General features: G+C 70.9%; 26 protein-coding genes and 1 pseudogene. 18 read left to right on the top strand and 9 right to left on the bottom strand.

Features of this window, described 5'->3' with window-relative positions; genetic code table 11:
- Window positions 1-3 precede the first annotated feature (3 nt).
- The 4 genes from BT341_RS07825 (at window position 4) to BT341_RS07805 (ending at window position 4818) form a co-directional block, all read left to right on the top strand.
- The gene (locus tag BT341_RS07825; protein ID WP_072475639.1) at window positions 4-684 is read left to right on the top strand and encodes a GGDEF domain-containing protein; all 681 of its coding nucleotides are present in this window, start codon (window positions 4-6) and stop codon (window positions 682-684) included.
- Between the two features lie 1310 nt (window positions 685-1994).
- Complete coding sequence (locus tag BT341_RS07815) at window positions 1995-3389, top strand: LCP family protein (protein WP_072475638.1); 1395 nt, start codon at window positions 1995-1997, stop codon at window positions 3387-3389.
- An 83-nt stretch (window positions 3390-3472) separates the two neighbouring features.
- Entirely contained in the window at window positions 3473-4138 is a 666-nt protein-coding gene (gene phoU / locus BT341_RS07810) for a phosphate signaling complex protein PhoU (protein WP_072475637.1), read from the top strand.
- A 116-nt stretch (window positions 4139-4254) separates the two neighbouring features.
- The gene (locus tag BT341_RS07805; protein ID WP_072475636.1) at window positions 4255-4818 is read left to right on the top strand and encodes a dihydrofolate reductase family protein; all 564 of its coding nucleotides are present in this window, start codon (window positions 4255-4257) and stop codon (window positions 4816-4818) included.
- A 72-nt stretch (window positions 4819-4890) separates the two neighbouring features.
- On the opposite strand, the gene pstB is transcribed toward BT341_RS07805, so the two are convergent.
- The 6 genes from pstB to BT341_RS07775 all read right to left on the bottom strand — a co-directional run bounded on the left by pstB (window position 4891) and on the right by BT341_RS07775 (window position 10789).
- Window positions 4891-5667: a phosphate ABC transporter ATP-binding protein PstB gene (pstB, locus tag BT341_RS07800; RefSeq protein WP_072475635.1), complete on the bottom strand. Its 777-nt coding sequence runs from the start codon at window positions 5665-5667 to the stop codon at window positions 4891-4893.
- 10 nt (window positions 5668-5677) lie between these two features.
- On the bottom strand, window positions 5678-6598 hold the full coding sequence (gene pstA / locus BT341_RS07795) for a phosphate ABC transporter permease PstA (RefSeq protein WP_072475634.1): 921 nt from the start codon (window positions 6596-6598) through the stop codon (window positions 5678-5680).
- Between the two features lie 2 nt (window positions 6599-6600).
- A complete protein-coding gene (gene pstC, locus BT341_RS07790) occupies window positions 6601-7521 on the bottom strand; it encodes a phosphate ABC transporter permease subunit PstC (protein ID WP_072475633.1) in 921 nt (306 codons plus the stop codon).
- Window positions 7522-7719: 198 nt separating this feature from the next.
- Window positions 7720-8850, bottom strand: coding sequence for a phosphate ABC transporter substrate-binding protein PstS (gene pstS / locus BT341_RS07785; RefSeq protein WP_072475632.1), 1131 nt, complete (start codon window positions 8848-8850; stop codon window positions 7720-7722).
- 225 nt (window positions 8851-9075) lie between these two features.
- On the bottom strand, window positions 9076-9981 hold the full coding sequence (gene mshD, locus BT341_RS07780) for a mycothiol synthase (protein WP_072475631.1): 906 nt from the start codon (window positions 9979-9981) through the stop codon (window positions 9076-9078).
- Between the two features lie 67 nt (window positions 9982-10048).
- Window positions 10049-10789 (bottom strand): response regulator transcription factor, encoded by a 741-nt coding sequence (locus BT341_RS07775; RefSeq protein ID WP_072481837.1) that lies wholly within the window; start codon window positions 10787-10789, stop codon window positions 10049-10051.
- A gap of 154 nt (window positions 10790-10943) precedes the next feature.
- Between BT341_RS07775 and BT341_RS07770 the strand changes: the two genes are divergently transcribed.
- The 9 genes from BT341_RS07770 (at window position 10944) to BT341_RS07730 (ending at window position 16997) form a co-directional block, all read left to right on the top strand.
- The gene (locus BT341_RS07770) at window positions 10944-11840 is read left to right on the top strand and encodes an LmeA family phospholipid-binding protein (protein WP_143168502.1); all 897 of its coding nucleotides are present in this window, start codon (window positions 10944-10946) and stop codon (window positions 11838-11840) included.
- A 10-nt stretch (window positions 11841-11850) separates the two neighbouring features.
- On the top strand, window positions 11851-12276 hold the full coding sequence (locus BT341_RS07765; protein ID WP_072475630.1) for a TlpA family protein disulfide reductase: 426 nt from the start codon (window positions 11851-11853) through the stop codon (window positions 12274-12276).
- 260 nt (window positions 12277-12536) lie between these two features.
- Window positions 12537-12968, top strand: coding sequence for a DUF4395 domain-containing protein (locus tag BT341_RS07760; RefSeq protein WP_072475629.1), 432 nt, complete (start codon window positions 12537-12539; stop codon window positions 12966-12968).
- A 30-nt stretch (window positions 12969-12998) separates the two neighbouring features.
- Window positions 12999-13835, top strand: coding sequence for a sulfurtransferase (locus BT341_RS07755; protein WP_072475628.1), 837 nt, complete (start codon window positions 12999-13001; stop codon window positions 13833-13835).
- Complete coding sequence (locus tag BT341_RS07750; protein ID WP_072475627.1) at window positions 13835-14146, top strand: DUF1416 domain-containing protein; 312 nt, start codon at window positions 13835-13837, stop codon at window positions 14144-14146. Before BT341_RS07755 ends, BT341_RS07750 begins: the two co-directional genes overlap by 1 nt.
- 265 nt (window positions 14147-14411) lie before the next feature.
- Window positions 14412-15026, top strand: coding sequence for a heme-binding beta-barrel domain-containing protein (locus tag BT341_RS07745; protein WP_072475626.1), 615 nt, complete (start codon window positions 14412-14414; stop codon window positions 15024-15026).
- A 5-nt stretch (window positions 15027-15031) separates the two neighbouring features.
- A complete protein-coding gene (locus BT341_RS07740; RefSeq protein WP_072475625.1) occupies window positions 15032-15628 on the top strand; it encodes a 5-oxoprolinase subunit B family protein in 597 nt (198 codons plus the stop codon).
- Complete coding sequence (locus BT341_RS07735) at window positions 15625-16473, top strand: 5-oxoprolinase subunit C family protein (protein ID WP_072475624.1); 849 nt, start codon at window positions 15625-15627, stop codon at window positions 16471-16473. The genes BT341_RS07740 and BT341_RS07735 overlap by 4 nt, the downstream gene beginning before the upstream one ends.
- Before the next feature lie 98 nt (window positions 16474-16571).
- Window positions 16572-16997: a hypothetical protein gene (locus BT341_RS07730; RefSeq protein ID WP_177328762.1), complete on the top strand. Its 426-nt coding sequence runs from the start codon at window positions 16572-16574 to the stop codon at window positions 16995-16997.
- Here the strand turns inward: BT341_RS07730 and BT341_RS07725 are convergent.
- Window positions 16976-17823 (bottom strand): annotated as a pseudogene (locus BT341_RS07725) (aminodeoxychorismate lyase). The gene BT341_RS07730 and the pseudogene BT341_RS07725 sit on opposite strands and share 22 nt — an antisense overlap.
- A gap of 31 nt (window positions 17824-17854) precedes the next feature.
- Between BT341_RS07725 and ygfZ the strand changes: the two are divergent.
- Genes ygfZ through BT341_RS07710 form a run of 3 tightly spaced genes read left to right on the top strand, consistent with a single transcriptional unit; the run spans window position 17855 to window position 20533 of the window.
- A complete protein-coding gene (gene ygfZ / locus BT341_RS07720; RefSeq protein ID WP_072475623.1) occupies window positions 17855-18985 on the top strand; it encodes a CAF17-like 4Fe-4S cluster assembly/insertion protein YgfZ in 1131 nt (376 codons plus the stop codon).
- A gap of 49 nt (window positions 18986-19034) precedes the next feature.
- Window positions 19035-19601: an RsiG family protein gene (locus tag BT341_RS07715; RefSeq protein WP_072475622.1), complete on the top strand. Its 567-nt coding sequence runs from the start codon at window positions 19035-19037 to the stop codon at window positions 19599-19601.
- On the top strand, window positions 19598-20533 hold the full coding sequence (locus tag BT341_RS07710) for an asparaginase (RefSeq protein WP_072475621.1): 936 nt from the start codon (window positions 19598-19600) through the stop codon (window positions 20531-20533). The genes BT341_RS07715 and BT341_RS07710 overlap by 4 nt, the downstream gene beginning before the upstream one ends.
- 15 nt (window positions 20534-20548) lie before the next feature.
- On the opposite strand, the gene BT341_RS07705 is transcribed toward BT341_RS07710, so the two are convergent.
- The gene (locus tag BT341_RS07705) at window positions 20549-21445 is read right to left on the bottom strand and encodes a DUF8083 family protein (RefSeq protein WP_072475620.1); all 897 of its coding nucleotides are present in this window, start codon (window positions 21443-21445) and stop codon (window positions 20549-20551) included.
- A 207-nt stretch (window positions 21446-21652) separates the two neighbouring features.
- Here BT341_RS07705 and BT341_RS07700 point away from each other — a divergent pair, with 207 nt between their 5' ends.
- Together BT341_RS07700 and BT341_RS07695 are read left to right on the top strand one after the other, a co-directional pair.
- Window positions 21653-21844, top strand: a complete 192-nt coding sequence (locus BT341_RS07700; RefSeq protein ID WP_072475619.1) for a DUF3073 domain-containing protein — start codon at window positions 21653-21655, stop codon at window positions 21842-21844.
- 123 nt (window positions 21845-21967) lie between these two features.
- Window positions 21968-22822 carry a 3-hydroxybutyryl-CoA dehydrogenase gene (locus BT341_RS07695; protein ID WP_281255973.1) on the top strand — a complete coding sequence of 285 codons (855 nt, stop codon included), beginning with the start codon at window positions 21968-21970 and terminating at the stop codon, window positions 22820-22822.
- Here the strand turns inward: BT341_RS07695 and BT341_RS07690 are convergent.
- Window positions 22813-23634 (bottom strand): ECF transporter S component family protein, encoded by an 822-nt coding sequence (locus BT341_RS07690; protein ID WP_072475617.1) that lies wholly within the window; start codon window positions 23632-23634, stop codon window positions 22813-22815. The genes BT341_RS07695 and BT341_RS07690 overlap by 10 nt on opposite strands.
- Window positions 23635-23698: the final 64 nt, after the last annotated feature.

The raw sequence follows: 23698 nt of genomic DNA, 5'->3' as shown, positions 1-23698 counted from the left end.
GGCATGGTCGCCGAGGACGAAGGCGTGCTGCGCCCGAGCCCGCAGCAGCCCGACCTGCTCCGCATCCACGAGGCCATCGCCCGCCTGTTCGCGACCCAGGGCGACTGGCGTCGCGCCTACCAGCACCTCCGCTCGGCGCTGGACATCGCCCGCGACGGCAGCCTGCGCGACGCGCTGACGTCCAGCTACAACCGCCGCTACCTGGACGAACGCCTGTACGGACCGTTCACCGATCGGCAGCCGCGGCCGGCGCTGGGCATCGCGCTCGTCGATCTCGACCGCTTCAAGCACGTGAACGACACGTACGGTCACCTCGTCGGCGACCGCGTCCTCCGCCGGGTGGCCGACCTCCTCCAGGAAGAGCTGCCGCCGGACGGCTTCTGCGCCCGCTACGGCGGCGAGGAGTTCGTGCTGTGGCTGCCGGGGGTCGACGCCGGGCACGCGCTCCGCATCGTGGAGGCCGCGCGGCTGCGCGTCGCCCGTCATCCCTGGTCAGAGCTGCAACCCGGGTTGCGCGTGACCATCAGCGCCGGCGTGGCCCATGAGGGGCCGGACGCGCCGACGCTGCCCGAGAACCAGCTGCGCAACGCGGACCACCTGCTGTACGCGGCGAAACGGGCGGGACGGAACAAAGTCGCCTATCACGACGCGCAAAGCACCCGGTTAATAACCCACTCTGAGTAACGTAAACGGCGCATTACTCCGGAATGCCGCGGGCATGCTTCACCCGTTTGTCGACCGCGAGCGGCCGTTCGTCGACTCAAGGTGAAGAAATTCCGGGAGGGTGTCGTCACGAACGGGGGGTATCCGTACGATAACGAAAACCTCCGGGGGAACGATCACCTCTCGCGGGGGAAGACGGCCAAGTCAGCCCCGCCTTCGATCGCGCGAAAGGAGACCGAGTGCCGGACGAGCACGACAGCCCGGGAACCGGTCGCCGTTCGGACGGTCCCGCGCGGCCCCGCACCGGCAGGCGCCGGTCGATGGAGGACCAGGGCGGGATCAGCGTCTCGGACGTCGTCGCCAAGTCCACCGGCGTCCGCCCGCTCCCGTCGCGCGAGCCGCAGGGCCGTGCCGACCAGCCGGGACACCGGGCCGCCGAGCCTCCCGCCGCGCAGGCACCGGGGCGTTCGCAGCCTCGCGCAGAGAACCAAGTACCCACGGACGGCACACGTCAACCGCGCCCACCCCGGCCCCGCCAAGGGCGCCGCACGACGGCGGCGGCCCCGCTGCCGGAGGCCCCGCTCCAGCGCCGCCCCCCGGCGGCCAACCCGGGCCCGCAGCAAACCTCGGCGGCACCGCCCCCGCCCCGCCGCCCCCGCCGCCCACTGGCGTCCCCCGACGCGGCGACCCCGGAGCCCCCGGCCCGCAAGCGGCCGGCGCCGGACTCGCCGACGCCAAAGCGCCCGACGAGCATCGCGCGGCCCGCACCGGACGCTCCGGCCCCCGGCCGCCCCGCGCTCACGACACGGCAGGCGCCGGAGACCCAGGCGACCAGGCGCCCCGCACCCGACGCCCCAGCCACCAAACGGCCCGGCCCCGACGCGCCGGCCCCGAAGCGACCCGCGCCCGACACCGCAGCGGCCAAGCGGCCCACACCCGCCACTGCCGCAGGTAGGCGGCCTGCACCCGAAGCCCCGGCCACCAACCGGCCTGCACCCGACGCGACAGGGCCAAAACGGCTCGCGCCTGACACCCCTCGGACGGCGCTCGACGCCCCGGCCACCAACCGGCCCGGCCCCGACGCGCCGACCCCGACGCGACCCGCGCCCGACGCCCAGGCCGCGAAGCGGCCCTCAGCCGCCACCACCGCAGCCAGGCGCCCCGCACCCGAAGCGCTCGAAACCGCGACCGCCAACCGAGCAGCAGCCGACTCGCCGAACCGGCCCGCGGCTGACGCCGCAGCCCAGAACCGGGTCAGCCCGGATGCGCCCACGCAGAAGCGTCCGCCCGTCGGTGGCGTTCCGCCGCGGGCCGCTCTCGATCCGCTCACCATGACCGACGAGATGGAAGCGATCGACGAGGCCACGCAGTACCGGCGCAAGATCGACCACACCCTCGCCCGGTTCTCCGCCGCGCACGACGAGATGGCGGCCGAGGAGGCGAAGCGGCGCGAACGCCGTGAGCGGCTCTCCCCGGCGTCGCTGATCGAGAGCACGCGGACCGCCCTTCAGCGCGTCGTCGCTCCGACCCCCTCGGCCGAGGAAGAGGCCGAATCGGCCGCGCAGACCCGGCTCCAGGAGAAGAAAGCCCGGAAGGTCGAACGCTCGGCCCGGTTCGGCCGGATCGCCGCGGCCGTCGTCGCCGGCCTCGTCTTCCTCGGTATCGGGGGCGCCTGGGGCGCGCAGACCTACTTCGACGCCAAGTTCACCCAGGTCTCCGCGCTCGACGAGAACTCCGCCGACATCCAGGACGCCGACGCGCAGGCCAACGACGAGAACTTCCTCATGGTCGGCTCCGACACGCGGGACGGCGCGTCCGCCGAGGAGGGCGTCGGCACCGCCGACAGCACTCCCGGCGCCCGCAGCGACACCGTGATGGTGGCGCACATCCCGGCCGACCGGAAGCGGGTCGTCGTGACCTCGTTCCCGCGCGACCTCGAGATCGACCGTCCCGAGTGCCAGCGCTGGGACCCCGCGCAGAACAAGACGACCGACGAGAAGGTCCCCGAGCAGAAGATCGCCAAGCTCAACACCGCGTACGCGGTCGGCGGCCCGGCGTGCGTCACCAAGGTGATCCAGCAGCTCACCGGCCTGCGGATCAACCACTTCGTCGGCATCGACTTCAACGGCTTCAAGGAGATGGTGGACGCGGTGCACGGCGTCACCATCCACAACGAGATCCCGATCGACGACAGCGTCCTCGGCAAGGTGCTGCTGCAGACCGGCGACGTCACCATCTCCGGTGACCAGGCACTGAACTTCGTCCGCGCCCGGCACGTCAAGAACGACCCGACGTCGGACTACGGCCGGATCAAGCGGCAGCAGGAGTTCATCGGCGCGCTGCTCAAGAAGGTCATGTCGTCGGACGTCGTGCTCGATCCCGGCAAGCTCAGCGACTTCATCACGGCCTTCGCGAAGGCCACTTTCGGCGACAACCTCGGCGTCAAGCAGATGATGACGCTGGCGCAGTCGATGAAGGGCCTGGACCCGTCGAAGATCGCATTCCTGACCGTGCCGACGACGGGCATGGCCAACAGCCGCGGCAACGAGGTGCTGGTCCGAAGCAAGACGAAGGCCCTCTTCGACGCGCTGCGCAACAACACCCCGCTGCCCGACCCGAACGCGCCCGTCCCGGCGAGCGAGCAGGCCCCGCCGACGAGCACGTCGAAGCCGAAGACCAGCACGTCCAAGTCCACGACGAGCAAGAAGAGCGGCACCACGGGCTGATCCGCGAGGATCGTTAGTCCGGGTTCACGTGCGGTTCACCCGGCGATGCGGTGTTTGGTCACGGTTGGCCGTAGGGTTGGGCCATGCGTGAGGCTTACCATGTCGAACTCGAACAGCTCGCCGACCACCTGGCCGCGATGTCGGTCCAGGTCGCCGACGCCATGGAGCGCGCCACGCGGGCACTGCTGGAGGTCGACCTCAGTCTCGCCGAACAGGTGATCAGCGACGACGCCAAGGTCGACGACGCCCGCGCCCAGTGCGAGGAGCAGGCGTACGCCCTGCTGGCCCTGCAGGCGCCCGTGGCGACCGATCTGCGTACCGTGCTGGCGGCGATCCACGCCGCGGAGAGCCTGGAGCGGATGGGCGACCTGGCCCTGCACGTGGCCAAGGCCGCGCGACGCCGTCACCCCGAGCCGGTGCTGCCGGAGGCCGTGCGGCCGTACTTCGCCGAGATGGGCGAGGTCGCGGTCAAGCTGGCCCGCCAGACCGAGCAGGTCATCAAGTCGAAGGACATCCAGGCGGCGAAGACGCTGGAGTCCGACGACGACCAGGTGGACGACATCCACCGCCACCTCTTCACGGTCATCATGGACCGCGAGTGGCCGCACGGCGTGGCCGCGGCGGTCGACGTCACCCTGCTCGGCCGCTTCTACGAGCGCTACGCCGACCACGCGGTGTCCGTGGCGAAGCGGATGATCTTCGTCGTGACCGGCAAGATGCCGGGCTACGGTTCCGGCGAAGACATCTGAGCCGGCCGGAAAGGCCCCTGACCTCCCTGGTCAGGGGCTTTTTTTGCGCGCACCGATGAGTTTCGCGGCGCCGGTGTCTCTCAACGGGTGACAGCACACTCACGAAGGAGCCGGACATGCGCAACGTCATCCTCTACGTCAACCTGACCCTCGACGGCCACCTGGCCGGCCCGGCGGGCGAGCTGGACTGGATGCTGTTCGACCCCGAGATGAACATCGCGTTGTCCGGCGAGATGCGCTCGCGGGTCGACACGATCCTCACCGGCCGGGCCTTCCACCACGGCATCGAGGAGAACTTCCGCGCCCAGGCGAGCGACCCGGCGAGCCCGGCGGAGCTGGTCGACTTCGCGACGTGGATGATCTCGACGCCGCAGGTGGTGTTCTCGCGGTCACTCGCGGAGGTGGCCGCGCCGCACCGGCTGGCCGGCGAGGACCTCGCAGCGGAGGTCGCGGCGCTGAAGGCGTTGCCGGGCAAGGACATGGTGCTCTTCGGCGGGGTGTCGATCGTGCAGCAGTTCGTCCGGGCCGGACTGGTGGACGAGTACTGGATCAAGCTCTACCCGACGGCGATCGGGGCGGGGCAGCCGCTGTTCACCGAGCAGCGCACGCGGCTGGAGCTGGTGGACAGCAAGGCGTGGGCGTCGGGAATCCTGACGCTGCGCTACCGGCCCGCACGGTGATCCACAATGGACGAAGGGCCTTCCCCGCCGGCCCCGAGCGTCGGCGGGAAAGGCCCTCCGGGCCACGGCTGCTCAGCCGAAGCGGCCGGAAATGTAGTCCTCGGTGGCCTTCTCGTCCGGGTTGGAGAAGATCTTCTCCGTGTCGTTGAGCTCCACCAGCCGCCCCGGCTGGCCGACCCCGGCGAGGTTGAAGAACGCCGTCTGGTCGGACACCCGCGCCGCCTGCTGCATGTTGTGCGTGACGATGACGATCGTGTAGTCCTTCTTCAGCTCGCCGATCAGGTCCTCGATCGCCAGCGTCGAGATCGGGTCCAGCGCCGAGCACGGCTCGTCCATCAGCAGCACGTCCGGCTGGACCGCGATCGCGCGGGCGATGCACAGCCGCTGCTGCTGACCGCCCGACAGGCCGCCACCGGGCTTGTTGAGGCGGTCCTTGACCTCGTTCCACAGGTTCGCGCCGCGCAGGGCGCGCTCGGCGATCTCGTCGAGCGTCTTGCGGTTCTTCGTCCCGCCCAGCTTCAGCCCGGCCACGACGTTGTCGCGGATGGACATCGTCGGGAACGGGTTGGGACGCTGGAACACCATGCCGATCGTGCGGCGCACCTGGACCGGGTCGACCGCCGAGGCGTAGATGTCCTCGCCGTCGAGCAGCACCTGGCCGTCCACGCGGGCACCGGGGATGACCTCGTGCATGCGGTTCAGCGTCCGCAGCACCGTCGACTTGCCGCACCCCGACGGGCCGATGAACGCGGTGACGTTGCGCGGCGGCACCGAGAGGGTGACACCGTCCACGGCGTGGAACTTGCCGTAGTAGATGTCCACGTCCTTGACGTCGATTCGCTTGGCCATGACTTACAGCTCACTTCTTCTTCGGGGCGACAAGGCGCGCGAACACGGTGGCGAGGAGGTTGATCAGGGCGATGATGAGCACCAGGGTCAGCGCCGCGCCCCAGATCCGGTCGAAGCCGACCGAGCCCGGGTCCATCGGGTTGCTGACGCGCTCGTTGTTCATCAGCAGCGGCAGGGCCGCCTGCTCGCCGTGGAAGATGTCCCAGTTCGTGTAGGCCGAGTAGCCGACCAGCACCAGCAGCGGCGCCGTCTCGCCCATGACGCGGGCCAGTGCCATCATGATGCCGCCGACGATGCCGGACAGCGCCGTCGGGAGCACGATCTTCATGATCGTCTTCCACTTCGGCACGCCCAGCGCGTACGACGCCTCGCGCAGGTCGTCCGGGACGATCCGCAGCATCTCCTCCGACGACCGGACGACCACCGGGATCATCAGGAGCACCAGGGCCAGCGACACGGCGAAACCGCTGCGCGGCAGGCCGAGCGTGGTGATCCACAGCGCGTAGATGAACAGCGCCGCCACGATCGACGGAACACCCGAAAGGATGTCCACCATGAACGTGGTGGCCTTGGCGAGCTTGCCGTTGCGGCCGTACTCGACGAGGTAGATCGCGACGAGCATGCCGATCGGCACCGCGATGATCGCGCAGACCAGGCCCTGCAGCAGGGTGCCGACGATGGCGTGCAGCACGCCGCCGCCGACCTCGTCGGACAGCACCGAGCCGAAGTCCTGGCTCCACCAGTTGCTGTACGGGATGCGCTTGATGCCGTAGGCGATCACCGTGTAGAGCACCCACACCAGCGGGACGACGGCGACCAGGAACGACAACCAGACCAGCGTGGTCGCGATCCCGTTCTTGACCTTGCGGGCCAGGCTGACCTGCTGGAAGGCCGGGGTCGCGGCGGGGGCTTCGAGCGTGGTGGTGGACATGCTCAGTCCCCCTTCTTGCCGATGATGGAGCGGGCGAAGAAGTTCACGACGAAGGTCAGCACGAACAGCACGAGGCCGGCCGCGATGTACGCGCCGGCCGAGACCTCGTTGTTGAACTCGCTGTAGTTCGCGGCGATCTTCGAGGCGAACGTGGCACCACCGTCGAAGAGGCTCCAGTCGAAGTTCTTGCCCTGCGGGATGAGCAGGATGACGGCCAGCGCGATCGTCTCGCCCAGCGCGCGGCCGAGGCCGAGCATGGACGCGCCGACGTAACCGGCCTTGCCGAACGGCAGGACCGTGGTGCGGATGACTTCCCAGCGCGTGGCGCCGAGCGCCAGCGCGCCTTCGATGTGCGGGGTCGGCGTCCGCTCGAACACTTCGCGGGACAGCGAGGTGATGATCGGCAGGATCATCACCGCCAGCACGATGCCCGCGGTGAAGATGGTGCCGCGCACGCTGGGCGCGACGTTGCCGGGCGCGAGGATCGGGAACCACGAGAACGTGTCGTTGATCCACTTCGCGAACGGCTCGATCGCCGGGGCGAACACGAGGATGCCCCAGAGGCCGAAGATGATCGACGGCACCGCGGCGAGCAGGTCGATGATGTAGGCGAACGGCCGCGCCAGCCGCGGCGGCGCGTACTGGGTCAGGAACAGCGCGATGCCCAGCGAGACCGGCATCGCGATGACCAGCGCGACGAGCGACGTCGCCACGGTCACCTCGAGCAGGTCGAGGATGCCGAACGACATGTTCGCCGGGTCGCTGGTCGACCAGCCGTGGTTGGTCAGGAAGTTGACCTTGTCGGCTTTCAGCGCCGGGATGGCCTGGATGAGCAGGAAGAGCCCGATCAGGCCGATCAGGGCGACGACGAAGATCCCGGCCCCGGTGGTCAGGTTCTGGAAGATGCGGTCACCGGGCCGCACCTTCTTCGGTTTGTCGCTCGCGGGCGGCTCGCTCGCCGCCGGCGGGGCTGGTTGCTCCGAAATCGGGACCTCCGGGGGCTTCGTGGCGGACGACGAACGCCCACCGGGGTCGCCGGTGGGCGTTCGCGTCGAGGATGACTCGCTCATCAGCTACTTCTGACCAGCCTCTATCACTCGGTATTCAGTCGCAACGCCGGTTCAGGAGATCGCCTTGACGGCGGTCAGCACCTTGCTCTGCAGCGACTGCGGGATCGGGACGTAACCCTTGGAGGACAGCGGCTGCTGGCCGTCGGTCGCCGCGACCGTCAGGAACGCCTTCACGGCCTTCGCGACGTTCGGGTCCGCGTACTTCGAGCAGACGATCTCGTAGGTCGTCAGCAGCAGCGGGTAGGCGCCCGGGGTGTTGCTGGCGTAGATGCCGTTGAGGTCGAGCGCGAGGTCGTTCGAGCCTTCCTTGAGGAACTTCGCCGCGTCGAGGGACTTCGCCACGTTCGCCGCGTTCAGCTCGACGCCGCCGGAGCCGCTGTCGATCAGCGCCGGGGTCAGGCCGTCCTTGGCGAAGGCGCCCTCGACGTAGGTGATGCCGCCGTCGGAGGCCTTCACCGCGGTCGCGACACCGTTGGAGCCCTGCGCACCGTTGCCGACGCCGCCGTTGAACTTCTTGCCCGCGCCCTTGGTCCAGTCGGCCTTCGCCGCCGCGCCCAGGTACTTCTGGAAGTTGTCGGTGGTGCCCGACTCGTCGGAGCGGGAGATGACCTGGATCGGCTTGTCCGGCAGGTTCAGGCTCTCGTTGCCCTTGACCGCCTTGATGGCCGGGTCGTTCCACTTGGTGATGGCGCCGCTGAAGATCTTGGCGGTCACCGACGGGGTCAGCACCAGCTTGTCCACGCCGGACAGCTTGTAGGCGACCGCGATCGGGCCGACGACCAGCGGGATGTTCCACGCGTCGCTCGCGCAGCGCTTGTTGGCCGCCTCGAGGTCGGCGTCCTTGATCGGCGAGTCCGAGCCGCCGAAGTCGATCTGGTTGGCGTTGAACTGCTTGACGCCCGCGCCGGAGCCGCTCGGGTTGTAGTTGACCTGCTGGCCGGCGCACTTCTTGGTGTACTGCTGCGTGAAGATTTCGATGGCGCTCTTCTGGGCCGACGAACCTTCCGCGGACAGCGGGGTCTTGCCACCGCACTCCACGTCGGCGGTGCCGGTGGCAGCGGGCGCCGAAGCCGAGTTCGAGCTGCTGCTGTTGGTCGCCGCGGGGTCGGAACCACAGGCGGCGAGCACGAGGGCGGCGCTCGCGACGATGCCCACCGCGCTCAGGGGCCGCATGATCTTCACTGCTGTTTCCTCCATCAGGAGCTTGACCGGGTCGCCGCGGCATGCTGCCGCGCCGGATCCGGACATTAGGCAGCCACGGTGGACGGGTGGCCCTCTCCAGATGAACGCAAAGTGAACAAGGCGCCGGATGTGAGCAGTGCTACTACTCCGGAAGGGTGCCGTGTCCCGCCTGTGACCTGCGCGTTCGCACACCGTGACGGACTGTTCGCGCGGTGTCCATCGTGTTCACCGACCGTACTGAACGTCGGTTTCGTGACGCCTGAACCCGAGCTTGGTGTAGACCGCGAGCGCCGGTGCGTTGTCGCCTTCGACGTACAAGATGATCTGGCGCAGCCCCCGGCTCGCGAGGTACCGCAGCCCGGCCAGGGTCAGCGCCCGGCCGAGCCCGCCGCCCTGCGCGGCCGGGTCGACGCCGACGACGTACACCTCGCCGACGCGCTCGCCACCGAACCGGCCGGGCACCGGCTCGTGCACCTTCGTCCAGTGGAAGCCGACGACCTCGCCCTTCTGTTCGGCGAGGAAGAACCCGTCGGCGTCGAACCACGGCCGGCGCTCGTCGGCGCGGACGTCGTCGGCGGTCAGCGCGCCCTGCTCGGGGTGCCAGTCGAAGGCCCGCGCGTTGACCCGCGCGACGGCGTCCTCGTCCTGGCCCGGCACGAACGTCCGCAACGAGACGCCGTCGCGCAGGACCGGCTCCGGCCAGTCCGCGCCTTCGACGTCGACGTGCAGGATCAGCAGCTCGCGCTTGCGTTCCAGGCCCGCCTTCTGCGCCAGCCGCCGCGCCGCGGGGTGGTCGCCGTGCGCCCAGACGCGGAAACCGACCGCGGCACGCTCGTCGACCGCCTGGAGCAGCTTCGCGCCGTAGCCGCGGTTGCGGTGGGCGGGGTGCACGAACAGCTCGACGACCTGGTGGCCGAAGGAGTCGCCCGTGGTGTCCAGGTGCGCGTAGCCGACCACGTCGCCGTCGATGCACGCGACGAGGTGCTCACCGCCGTCGAACTCACCGGGCAACGCGCCTTCGGGCTCGACCTCGGGCCGCCCGTCGGCGTCACGCACGGCCAGCAGCAGCCCGCGCACGTCGTCGAGCTGCCGCTCGTCCAGTTCCTGCCGCCACTCGCCGTCTCCGCTCACCCTGCGACCGTACCCGCGCGAGAAGCAACGCGAAGACCGGAGACGCGTCCTGGTGAAGGTGGGGACCTCAGTGCGTGAGTTCGGGGGTTTCCGCCGGCGCCTCGGCCGGGGCCTGGCGGGGGACGCCGACCTTGGCCGGCCGTTCGAACTTGTAGCCGACGTTGCGCACGGTGCCGATCATCTGCTCGTGCTCGGGGCCGAGCTTGGCGCGCAGCCGCCGGACGTGCACGTCGACCGTGCGGGTGCCGCCGAAGAAGTCGTAACCCCACACCTCCTGCAGCAGCTGGGCGCGGGTGAACACCCGGCCGGCGTGCTGCGCGAGGTACTTGAGCAGCTCGAACTCCTTGTAGGTGAGCTCCAGGGTGCGCTTGCGCAGCCGCGCGGTGTAGGTCGCCTCGTCGATGACCAGCTCGCCGACCCGCAGCTCGGCGTCGACCTGCGCGGAGCCGCCGTCGCGGGTGGTGACCAGCCGCAGCCGGGCGTCCACCTCGGCAGGCCCGGCGGTGGGCAGCAGGATGTCGTCGGTGCGCCACTCGGCGCTGACCGCGACCAGCCCGCCTTCGCCGACGACGGCGATGATCGGTGTCGCGGCCTCCTCCTCGCCGGTGCCCTTGAGCAGCCGGCAGAGGCTCTTCGCCGAGGCCAGGTCGCTGCGGGCGTCCAGGAGGATCACGTCACGGTGGCCCGCGTCCAGCAGGGCCGTCACTTCGGGAGCGCGGACGCGTACGGTGTGCGGCAGCAGGTCCAGCGCGGGGAGCACCGAAGTGGCGTCGGCTTCCGCAGTCAGTACCAGAAGGTCCAGGCTCATCAGCCGCACCGCCTTCACAAGTCGTCGCCTCACGGGTGGCGTCTGCCGGTGCTAAGTGAGAATAGCGGCTGAACGGCCGGGCACCTAACCCTTGCTGGATCGATCACACCTGGAGAAACCCCCGGTGTCCCCGACGAACAGGAGTACGGACGCGATGGTGAGCAGGCCCGTGACCCGGGACGACCGACCCGCACCGAGGCCGGACGCGCGGCGCCGCGGCCGCCGGGCCCGCCGCTGGGTGATCGCCCTGGTCGTGCTGGTACTGCTGCTGGTCGGCGCGGATTTCGGGGCGGCCGCGTTCGCCGAGCACATGATTTCGCAGAAGGCCCGTACGCAGCTGGAGCTGAGCGACGACCCGTCGGTGACGATCCACGGCTTCCCGTTCCTCACCCAGGCCCTCGGCGGTGACTACCGTCACATCAGCGTGTCGGCCGCCGGCGTGCCGGTCGCCGGCAAGCTCCAGGACGTCGCGGTGAACGCGGAGCTGGAGGACGTCACGGCGCCGCTGTCGGACCTCACGAACGGCAACACGAAGGCGATCACGATCGGCAAGCTGACCGGCTCGGTCACCATCAAGGCCGCCGACCTCGCCCGCCTCTCGCCGCTGGACAAGATCAAGGACCTGCGGATCGAGCCGTCGACCACCGAGTACGTCCAGAACGGCGACAGCGGACAGAGCGAGCCGACGCCGACCACGACGACCACCGAGGGCCAGGCACCCCAGGACGAGTCGAGCACCGGTGTCCGCATTTCGGGACACCTTCAGTTCGCCGGCAAGGATCTGGAAATCTTCTGTTTCGCGATGATCGAGGCCGACGCCAAGGGCGGGACGATCGACTTCGTCCCCAAGCGGCTGCAGTTCGGGAATGACCAGGAGACCACCGTCGTTCCCCAAGCGGTGCAGAAGGCGCTGATGCCGAACTTCAAGGCGTCGATCAGCACGAAGGACCTGCCGCTGTCGGTCACCCCGACCGGCGTGCGGGTGCAGAGCGGATCGGTGACGATCAAGGGCGAGGCGGCGAACGTGTCCTTCGCGGACCTGAGCAGGTAAGGAGCGGCCGGTGACGGGGCTGTGGGTGCTCGTGGCGACGCTGGTGGCCGCCGTAGCCGTCGGCGCGCTGCTCAAGGCCCGCAACGGCCGGGTGCGGGCCGCGAAGCCCGCGCGTGAGCTGCCCGGCCCCGTCGCCGACGTGCTCGACCCGGCGGCCGCGGTGACGCTGGTCCAGATCTCCACCACCTTCTGCGCGCCGTGCCGGCACGCGAAGGCCGTCCTCGCGCCGCTCGCCGAGCGGACCGACGGCCTGCACCACGTCGAGCTGGACGTGACGAACCAGCCGGAGGTCGCGCAGTCGCTGGCGGTGCTGCGGACGCCGACCACGATCGCGCTGACCCCGGACGGCCGGGAGCTGCTGCGCGTCGGCGGCGTCCCGAAGGGCCCGGAATTGCTGGACGCGCTGCGGCCCCATCTCACGACTCGGACGTCTTGACCAGGGGATCGTCCCAAGAATCGGGAATCGTCCCAAGGTATGAACGTGGTTCCCACTCTGAGGGAGCACTGGGTACCCTCGCACCCGTGACCGGGCTGACCACCTTCCTGACGCAGCGACGCGCAGTCGACCTCTGCCGCGTCCGCAGCAGCCTGTGTCGCGCCCGCTCCGACCGGCGCTGATCCGGTCCCGGGCAGCCTCACCAAGCCGCTGACGCGTGCCGTTCGCACGCACCCCCTGGAACTCCAGCTGGAGGAACCATGTCCGCCGGACCGGCCGTCGACCCGCGAGGCCCGCGGTTCGCCGCCATCCTGACCACGATCGTCCTCGCGGTCGTCCTGGTCACCCAGTGGTGGCCGTTGCTGGCGATCCAGACCGTCGTGTTCGCCATCGGCGCGTTCATCGGGTTGAAGCCGGCGCCTTACTCGATCGTGTACCGCACGCTCGTGGCGCCGCGCCTCGGCCCGACCGAAGAGCGGGAGGACGCGGCACCGCTGCGGTTCGCCCAGGCCGTCGGGTTCGTGTTCGCACTGGCCGGCACGATCGGGTTCGCCGCGGGGATCACCCCGCTCGGCATCGTCGCGACGGCGTTCGCGCTGTTCGCGGCCTTCCTCAACGCGGCCTTCAACTTCTGCCTCGGCTGCGAAATGTACTTGCTGATCAAGCGCTTCAGCCCCGCCCGCGCGTCCTAGAGAGTCAACCCCAGAAAGAGAGTTCTGTTCATGAGCCGTGAAGACGTCCTGGTCACCACCCAGTGGGCCGAGGAGAACCTGGACACCCCCGGCGTCGTGTTCGCCGAGGTCGACGAGGACACCACCGCCTACGACGCCGGCCACATCCGGGGCGCGGTGAAGTTCGACTGGCGGAAGGACCTGCAGGACGGGGTGCGCCGCGACTTCGTCTCCAAGGAGGGCTTCGAGAAGCTCCTCTCGGAGAAGGGCATCTCCAACGACGACCTCGTGATCCTCTACGGCGGCAACAACAACTGGTTCGCCGCGTACGCGTACTGGTACTTCAAGCTGTACGGCCACGAGAAGGTCAAGCTGCTCGACGGCGGCCGCAAGAAGTGGGAGCTCGACGGCCGCGAGCTGAACTCCGACGAGGTCAAGCGCGAGCCGACGAACTACCAGGCCAAGGACCAGGACCTGTCGCTGCGCGCGTTCCGCGACGAGGTCGTCCAGTCGATCGGGTCGAAGAACTTCGTCGACGTGCGCTCGCCCGACGAGTTCTCCGGCAAGCTGCTCGCCCCGGCGCACCTGCCGCAGGAGCAGTCCCAGGTCCCCGGCCACATCCCGGGCGCCCTGAACGTGCCGTGGGCGAAGGTCGCCAACGAGGACGGCACCTTCAAGACCGAGGACGAGATCCGGGAGCTCTACAAGGACGAGGGCATCGACGAAAGCAAGGGCACCATCGCCTACTGCCGCATCGGTGAGCGGTCGTCCATCGCCTGGTTCGCGCTGCACGAGCTGCTGGGCTACCAGGACGTGAAGAACTACGACGGTTCGTGGACGGAATACGGCTCGCTGGTCGGCGTGCCGGTCGAGTTGGGAGCCAAGTGATGGCGGTAGACGACAGCTGCGGCGCACCGGTCCAGGAGGCCACGCCGGCGGACTTCGACACGAAGGGCCAGGTCGTGCTGGCCGGCAAGGTGACGGGCGCGAACGGCCCGGTCGCCGGCGCGTTCGTCCGCCTGCTGGACGGCGGCGGCGACTTCACCGGCGAGGTGGTCTCCTCACCCGAGGGCGACTTCCGCTTCTACGCGGCCCCGGGCGACTGGACGGTCCGCGCGCTGCACCGCACCGGCAACGGCGAGGCGTCCGTGACCGCCGAGGGCCCGGGCCTGCACCAGCTGGCCATCTCGGTCGCCTGACGTTCCTTCCGCGAAGGCCTCCTCACTCCGGTGGGGAGGCCTTCGCCGTGCGCTGGACCTGACGCGGCGAGCGAGCCCGGCGTCGTCCTGCCGGCGGTGACCGTGCTCACCGCGGCGACCCTGGGCCGGGCCGGACGCGGCCGGGCGGACTAAGCTGCCAGCCGTGGAAGCTCTCTTTACGACCTTGCTGGTGCTCGCGGGCATCGCCGTCGTCTGGTTCGCCGTGTACGTCGTCTACCGGCTGTACGCGGACCAGCGCTGAGCCATGACCGCCAGCGGCGACGAAGCCATCGCGGCAGCGGAAAAGCGCGCGGAAAGCACCCGCGGGCGCAACCTCCCGCTGTGGGACGACCTGCCCATCCCCAACGACACCGCGAACCTGCGCGAGGGGCCGAACCTCAACGACGCGTGTCTCGCGTTGCTGCCGCTCGTCGGCGTGTGGCGCGGTGAGGGCGAGGTCGACTACCCGACCATCGAGGGCCCGTACAAGTTCGCGCAGCAGCTGACGATCTCCCACGACGGCCGCCCGTTCCTCATCCACGAGTCCCGCTCGTGGCTGCTGGACGAAGACGGCAACGTCATCCGCCCCGCCGCCCGCGAGTCCGGGTTCTGGCGGCCGCAGGAGGACGACACGATCGAGCTGCTGCTCACCCACAACACCGGCATCGTCGAGCTGTACTACGGCAAGCCGCGCAACCAGACGTCCTGGGAGCTGGGCACCGACGCGGTGATCCGCACGGCCACGGCCAAGGACGTCACCGCGGCCCAGCGGCTGTACGGCCTGATCGAAGGCTCCCTCGGCTACGTCGAGGAGCGCGCGATGGCGGGCCAGGAGATGCAGCCGCACACTTCGGCCCTGCTGCGCCGCGTCGCCGGCTGACGGCCGTGCGCTGGCGGCCCTGTGGCGAGGACGCCGCCCTGCTCGACTGCGGCTCCCTCGACGAGATGCGGGCCGCTCACGCCACGGTGCTGGCCGCCCGCCCGGACGGGGTCGTCGACCTCGTGCCCGGGGCGCGCAGCCTGCTGGTCGTCGGTGGTGTCGCGGCCGTGCAGGCCCTGCTGGCCGACGCCGATCCGGCGCACCCGCCCGCCGGCGAGCCCCGCGAAGTCACGCTCGACGTCCGCTACGACGGTGAAGACCTCGGCCGCGTCGCCGAAGACGCCGGGCTGTCCACGGACGCCGTCGTCGAACTGCACACCGGCGCGGTCTACACGGTCGCCTTCACCGGGTTCGCGCCCGGCTTCGGCTACCTGACCGGGCTTCCGGAGCCGCTTCGGCAGCCGCGCCTGGAGTCGCCACGCACCCGCGTCCCGGCCGGGTCGGTCGGCCTGGCGGGCGAGTTCACCGGCGTCTACCCGCGCGAGTCGCCCGGCGGCTGGCGGCTCTTGGGCCACACGTCGGCGACGTTGTTCGACCCGCACGCCGACCCGCCCGCGTTGTTCGCGCCGGGTGACCGCGTCCGCTTCCGGAGCGTCCGATGAGGACGCTGGAGGTCCTCGACGCCGGGCGGTACGCACTGGTCGAGGACCTGGGCCGGCCCGGCTACGCGCACCTCGGCGTCGCGCCGTCGGGTGCGCTGGACGTCTCTTCGCTGCGGCTCGCGAACCGCCTGGCCGGCAACGACGAGGCCGCCGCGGGCATCGAGACGCTGCTCGGCGGCCTGTCGGTGCGGCTCACGGCGTCGGCGACGGTCGCGGTGACCGGCCCCGCGGTCCCGGTCACCGTCGACGGCCGTTCCGCCGGCTCGCACGTGCCGATCGCCGTGCGGGCCGGGCAGACGCTGTCGATCGGCACTCCGCCGACAGGCCTGCGCTGCTACCTGGCGGTGTCCGGCGGCATCGCCGTCGAGGAGGTGCTGGGCAGCCGTTCGCGGGACGTCCTGTCCGGCATCGGCCCGGCGCCGCTGGCCGCGGGAGACGTGCTCCCGCTCGGCTCGCCGGCCGGGATCCCGGCGGGCGCGGACGTCGTCGTGCCCTGGCAGGCGCCGGACGCCCTGGTCGTGCCGGTGACGCTCGGCCCGCGCGACGACTGGCTCGACGACCCCGCCCGCGGCCTCTCGGCGTGGTGGACGGTCACGGCCGAGTCGAACCGCGTCGGCCTGCGCCTGGACGGGACGCCGCTGCGCCGGGCCGTCGACGCCGAGCTGCCGAGCGAGGGCGTCGTCACCGGCGCGATCCAGGTGCCGCCGAGCGGCCTGCCGGTGGTCTTCCTCGCCGATCACCCGACGACCGGCGGCTACCCCGTGGCGGCCGTCGTGCGCGGCGCCGCGCTCGGCGCGCTCGCCCAGGCGCGTCCGGGCACCCGGGTGCGCTTCCGGGTGTCCTGAAAGTCCGGTACCGCCACGCGGGTGAGACCCGGGTCACGCCGTGCGCCCGTCCGGGTAGGAGCCGGAACCATGTCGCGCCGCCGCCCGTCCTGATAGTCGTGGAACAGGTGACGATCAGCGGTGGCACGGGTTTCCTCGACGTGAACACGCGGGTGCGGGCGGAGCTGCCCCAGTCGCTGCGGATCGCGCTGGCCACCGGCCAGCTGCGCCGCCCGCTGGCCACCACGCTCGGCCCGGTCCTCGACCTGCTCGTCGACGGCGACTACCACGTCAGCGGCCCGGAACGGCTGCCCGACGACCGGCTGCTCACGCCGACCGACGCCTGGCCGCCGTCCGACGAAGCCCGCGTCGGCTACTACCGGACCGCGATCCGCACCGGGCACCGCCCGGTCGCGGTGGTGCTGGCCGACGGCGACCGCGAGCTGATCATCGACGGCCACCACAAGATCGCCGCCTACCGCGCCGAAGATGTGGCGCCCGCGGTCGTCCGGATCAGCCTGGCTCAGGCGTATTCGGCCTCGTAGGCCGCGACGAGCTCGGCGTGGACCGCCGACGAGCCGGGCAGCCGCTCGCCGTCCAGCGTGTGCACCCGGGTCAGCTTGCGCACGCTCGAGGCCATGAACACGCCGTCCCCTTCGACCAGGTCGCGCACGGTCAGTGGCTCCACCTTGACCGCCCAGCCCGCCTTCTCGGCACCGCGGAACAGCGCCGCCTGGGTCGTGCCCGGCAGGATGCCGATGCTCGGCGGTGGCGTGTAGAGCGTCCGCCCCTTCGCGAGCACGACCGTCGACGTCGGCCCTTCGAAGATCGAACCGTCGGCAGCGGTGAAAATCACATCTTCGGCGCCGCGGCGCCCGGCTTCCCGCAGGGCGGCCATGTTGACGGCGTAGGACAGCGGTTTCGCGCCGAGCAGCAGCCACGGCGCGCGGTGCGCGATGTCCGGCGGGAAGCCGCGGTCGAGGGTGATCGCGGCGACGCCCTCCGCGCGTGCCTTGAGGATCGACGCGGGCAACTCCGAACCGAGCGCGAACCCCGTCGGCACGGCGCCGGGGTCGCCGTCGGAACCCCTGGTGTACACGAGTTTCAGCACCATTTCGGGCCCGCCGGACCACTGCCGCAGCACCAGCGTGACGACGCGTTCCCACGCGGTGAGGTCGGGCTCCGGCAGGTCCAGCATGGCCGCCGAGCGGGCCAGCCGCTCCAGGTGCGGACGCAGCTCACGGGGCTTTCCGTCGACGACCAGGATGGTCTCGAAGACGCCGTCGCCCCGCTGCAGCCCGAGGTCGTCGACCTTGATCTGGGGGTGTCGGGGTCGGCCGGGGTTCCGTCGAGGAAGACGAGCACGCGCATGCCGACACGGTACTCACCTAGGCTGGGAGGCATGCCGTACCGCTCGCCGCTGCTGGACGTGCCCGGATCCATCGCCCCGCCCGACAACCACCCCGAAGCCGGCGTCCCCTGGCACTGGGGAGACCCGTTCGCGGAGCAGCGGACGGCCTCGCGCGGCGTGGTCGTGATCGACCGGTCGCACCGCGAGTTCCTCGCCGTCACGGGCGAAGAGCGGCTTTCGTGGCTGCACCTGGTGATCTCGCAGCACGTGACCGGGCTGGCCGAGGGTTCCGGCACCGAGGCGCTGGTGCTGGACAGCCAGGGCCGCGTCGAGACGCACATGGTGCTGGCCCACCTCGACGGCACGGTCTACCTCGACACCGACCCCGGCACGAGCGTCACCAGCGCGCTGCCCAAGGGCGGTCCGCAGACGCTGCGCGAGTACCTCGAGGCGATGAAGTTCTGGTCCAAGGTGGACATCCGCGACGCGACCGGCGAGCTGGCGCTGCTGACCGTGCTCGGCCCGGACGCCGAGCGCGTGCTGAGCGCGGCCGGCGCCGAGGTCGGCCCGGAGCCGTACGCGGTCGCGGCGCTGCCCGGTGGCGGGTTCGCGCGGCGGATGCCGTGGCCGGGCCGGTCCAGCGTCGACCTGGCGGTGCCCCGCGACGCGCTGGCCGGCTGGTGGAAGCGGCTCACCGACGCCGGCGCCCGCGCGGCGGGCAGCTGGACGTTCGACGCCCTGCGCGTCGAGTCGCTGCGGCCGCGGCTGGGGGTCGACACCGACGAGCGCACGATCCCGCACGAGGTCGGCTGGGTCGGCTCGGCGGCGCACGTCGCCAAGGGCTGCTACCGCGGCCAGGAGACGGTGTCGAAGGTGCACAACGTCGGCCGTCCGCCGCGGAACCTGCTCCTGCTGCACCTCGACGGCTCGCCGGAGGTGACGCCGGAGACCGGCGACCCGGTGCTGCTGGACGGCCGGGCGGTCGGCCGGGTCGGCACGGTGATCCAGCACCACGAGCTGGGCCCGATCGCGCTGGCGCTGGTCAAGCGTTCGACGCCGGTGGGCGCGGAGCTGCTGACCGGCTCGGAGGACAACCTCGTCCAGGCGGCGATCGACCCCGATTCGGTGCCGTCGGAGCAGCCCGCGCCGGGCCGGGCGGCGGCGGCGCAACTTCGTGGCTGAAGCCCGGGCCCTGACGGCGAGATCACGCTCAACCGGGATAAACTGCGCTGTGATCGAAGTGCGGCCCGGTGGCAGGCGGCGGATCGACCGCGTGCTCGGCCCGGGGTACCTCAGCGGCCTGGGTGAACTGCCGCTGAAGGTGCTGCGCGAGCGGCGTGACGAAGCCGCGCAGGAGGAGACGGACCTGTCCTACCTGCGCCGGCTCCTGCACGCCCGGATCGACATCGTGCGCGCCGAGCAGGCGCGGCGCAGCTCCGGCGGCGAGTCGAGCATCGTCGACCAGCTGGCCACCATCCTCGCGGACAACGCGCTCGGCCCGGCCGCGGGCTCGGGACGGCACCAGCAGCTCGAGCCGTCACGCGCCGGCGAGCACCGGCGGCACGCCGAAGCCCTGATCGGCGACACCGACCTGACCGACGTCGGGTCGCTTTCGGACGAGAAGCTCGCGGCCGCTTTGGACACGTACGCGAGCGAAGAGCTGTCGGTGTCGTCCTTCCGGCGCGAGGTCCAAGGCGTCATGGACGCGCTGAACGCGGAGATCGCGAAGCGCTACCAGCAGGGATCGGCCACTGTGGACGAGCTGCTGGAGAACGAAGGCGGGACCGGCGAGCAGTGACCAACCCCGTTCTCGCCGAGGTCGTCCGTTCGGGTTTCGTCGAAAGCGTCCACCGCGGCGCGCTGGTGGTGACCGGCCCGGAAGGCGACGCCCGGCTGGCCCTCGGCGACGTGACTTCGCCGGTCTTCCCGCGTTCGTCGAACAAGCCGCTGCAGGCCGTCGGGATGCTGCGGTCCGGCCTGGACTTCACGGGCGAGGACCTGGCGCTGGCGTGCGCGTCGCACTCCGGCGAGCCGGGGCACGTCAAGCGGGTACTGGAGCTGCTCGACGCGGCCGGCCTGCGCGAAGACGACCTGGCGTGCCCGCCGGACTTCCCGCTGCACGTGCCGAGCATGCGCGACGCCGCCGAGCCGCGGCGGGTGATGATGAACTGCTCGGGCAAGCACACGGCCATGCTGACGACGTGCCTGCGCGCGGGCTGGCCGACGGCGGGCTACGAGGAGCCGGACCATCCGCTGCAGCAGGCACTGGCGTCGGCGGTGGCGGACCTGACGGGCGAGCCGATCACCCACACGGGCGTCGACGGCTGCGGGGCGCCGCTGTTCGCGTTCTCGCTGACCGGCTTGGCTCGCGCGTTCGGCCGGCTGGCCACGGCGTCGTCCGGGCCGTCGTCTTCGGTGGCGGCGGCCATGCGGGCGCACCCGTGGCTGGTGGCCGGAACCGGCCGCGAAGACACGGAGCTGATGTCGGCCGTGACCGGCCTGATCGCCAAGGGCGGCGCGGAAGGGGTCCAGGCGTTCGCCTTGCCGGACGGGTTCGCGGTGGCGATGAAGATCGACGACGGCAACAAGCGGGCCTGCGCGCCGCTGGCGGTCGAGGCGCTGCGGTATCTCGGGGTGGACGTGTCGGGGCTCGCGGAGCCGGCGCACCCGGCGGTGCTGGGCGGCGGCCGTCCGGTGGGCGAGGTCCGGGTACCGGAACTGCGCGGCTGACCGGCTGCCGCCGGGTCAGTTCGAGCGTTCGCGGGCCGCCAGGTCGCCCCAGAACTCGCGGAGGTCCGAGAACAGCTCCGCCAGCTCCTCGACGTTGCCGGAGCGCAGCGCGTCCAGGATGTCGTGCACCTCGTCGGCCGTGTTGTCGGACTCCAGGACGGGGTCGGCGAACAGCTGCACCAGCCCGCCGTAGTCCAGCTCGACCACCGAGTCCGCGTGGAAGTTGTCCAGCCAGCGCCGCGTCTCGAACAGCACCCGGCCCGGCCCGGAATCGCCGAACGTCTGCTCCAGCAGCTCGCCCGCCTCGCGTGCCCGGTGCTGTGCGTCGGCCAGTGTCGTGCGCCAGGACAGCTCGCGCTTCGGGTCGTCGCGGCCGGTTCCCAGCACCAGCTTCCGCTCGTCCGGGTCGATCAGCACGAACCACGGCAGCGGCACCGTCCAGGTGGTCGACAGCGTGTGCGCCGCCGACGTGCTGAGGTCCGCCATGGCGGCCTTCGTCCGGCCACGGATCGTCTCCTGGGTGAAGCCACCCTCGTCGAGGACCACGTTCTTCAGTGCGGGGTGCGCGTCGCCGAGGAACGTCACCAGCGCGGCCGCCGACCGGGCGCGCAGTTCCAGCGGGCAGACCAGCGGGCCGTGCTCGGCCTTGCCGCCCGGCACCTCCGCCGGGTCGAGCACCAGGACGTCGGTCAGGACGCTCGGCGCGGGACGGCCGTCGGCGAGCTCGGCGGGCAGCAGCCGCCGCGGGGCGGCGACCTGTGACTTGAGCCACATGGACTGCTCCCGCACGCCCGCGTCCGTCCGCCGGAGCTTGGCGGCCGCGACGGCCGCGCGCAGCCGCTCGTCCGGCGGGTCGCCCAGGGCGAGCAGGGGTTCGTACACCCGCAGGTAGGCCACGAAGGGACGGAGCACGAGTAGATCGTGGCACGCTCACCTGCGCCGATCGTCACCGACCGGCCGGTAACCGGTGTCCGGCGGACACTGTCACCACCAGCACACCGTGCCACGTCGCATCCAACCCCCCGGACACGGTACGGTGTGAGCAGGAAAGAATTGTCGAGACGATGCGGGGCCGCCGATTCCCCCGGCCGCCCCGCCCCTGTGCGAGGGGGTCGAGCCATGGGGCGCGGCCGGGCTAAGGCCAAGCAGACGAAGGTGGCGCGTGAGCTCAAGTACAGCTCGCACGAGACCGACTTCGATGCTTTGCAGCGCGAGCTGTCGAGTAACTCCTCCAGTGACAACCACCACGAGGACTCCGACAGCCGGTATGAAGACCCGTACGACGACGGGTACGACGAGTACCGTCGTTGAGCACGCGTAAACGCGCGAGGGCGAAGCCGGGCACCACCTGGCAACCGCCCTCGCGCGTCGCGTGCTGCCCAGAGTCTTGTCCACAAGGCACGCTGGGCTGCGAAGCGATGAAGGAGTGAGCCGGTGGTAAGTCGGGTTGGTGTCGTCGGAGCGGGCCTGATGGGGTCCGGTATCGCCGAGGTGCACGCGCGTGCGGGTCTGGACGTCGTGGTCACCGAGGTGAACCAGCCGGCGCTCGACGCGGGCAAGGCCCGCATCGAGAAGTCGCTGCAACGCGGCGTCAAGAACGGCAAGCTGTCCACCGAAGACGCCGACGCGGCGCTCGGCAGGCTCCGGTTCACCACCGACATCGCCGAGTTCGCCGACCGCGAACTGGTCATCGAGGCGATCCTCGAGCAGGAGCAGGCGAAGGTCGACGTCTTCCGCCAGCTGGACAAGATCGTCGAGGCGGAGGACGCGCTGTTCGCGTCCAACACGTCGTCGATCCCGATCATGAAGCTGGGCATGGCGACGAGCCGTCCGCAGCAGGTGGTCGGCATCCACTTCTTCAACCCCGTGCCGGTGCTGCCGCTGGTGGAGCTGGTCCCGTCGCTGCTGACCAGCGAGGAGACGGCCCGCCGCGCGGAGGAGCACGCGACGACGGCGCTGGGCAAGACCGTGATCCGCTCGCAGGACCGCGCCGGGTTCATCGTGAACTCGCTGCTGGTGCCGTACCTGCTCTCGGCGATCCGGATGATCGAGTCGGGCTTCGCCTCGGCCGAGGACATCGACCGCGGCATGGAGCTGGGCACGGCGCACCCGATGGGTCCGCTGCGCCTGTCCGACCTGATCGGGCTGGACACCATCAAGGCCATCGCGGACTCGATGTACGCGGAGTTCAAGGAGCCGCTGTACTCGTCGCCGCCGCTGCTGCTGCGCATGGTGGACGCGGGCCTGCTGGGCAAGAAGACCGGCCGCGGCTTCTACTCCTACAGCTGACCGAAGGTCACGGGCGCGTCGAAGGCCGCCCGCCGCGCGGCCCGGCGCAGAACGGTCAGCACGGCGGGTCCGACGAGGACGATCGCGACGGCGTTGGTGACGGCGCGCCCGGTGTCCCAGCCGAGGGTCGACGTCAGAACGGTGTAAACGGCGAACCGGTGCAGGTTGTCGAGCAGCGGCGCGCCGGGCACGAAGCCGAGCTGGGTGGAGTCACCGGCGAGGAACGGCCACGACCACAGGCTCATGAGGAGCCCGAAGAAGTAGGCGGCGAAGACGCCGTACGCGACGAGCATGGCGATCTCGGCCTTGCCGCGCGGCCGGCGGGGTAGCAGCCCGGCACCGAGCCCGATGAGCGAAGAGGCAAGCATCTGGAACGGCAGCCACGGCCCGACACCGGCGGTGAGCAACGCGGAAGTGAACAGCGACGTCGAGCCGAGCACGAACCCGAAGCCGGGCCCGAACACCCGCCCGGCGAGGACGAGCAGGAAGAAGACGAGCTCGATCCCCCCGGTCCCGGCCCCGAGCGGCCGCAGGCCGGCGTTGACCGCGGAGAGCACTCCGAGCAGGGCGAGCGCTTTGGCATCGATACCGCCCCGGGAAAGCTCGGCGAGCACGACGAGGATCAGGACCGGCAAGGTCGCCATGAAGACGAACGGGGCATCCGCGGTGTGCGCGGTTTCCCCGGGCCGCGGGTGAGCGAAGAGCGGCCAGCAGAACATGGCGAGGCCGAGCAGGCCGGCGGCGGCGAGGACGAGCCCGGACCGGAGGGTCAGGCGAACCGCGCGGGGCGCGGGGTGGAGGAAGTCGCTCATGCTGCCGTCTCCAGAGCTTCGCCCTCGCCGACCGAGCTGCCGACCGGCCTTGGCCGCGCTGCTT

This window comes from Amycolatopsis australiensis (assembly GCF_900119165.1).
Lineage (GTDB): Bacteria > Actinomycetota > Actinomycetes > Mycobacteriales > Pseudonocardiaceae > Amycolatopsis > Amycolatopsis australiensis.
This window is presented reverse-complemented; position numbering and strand designations above follow the sequence as displayed.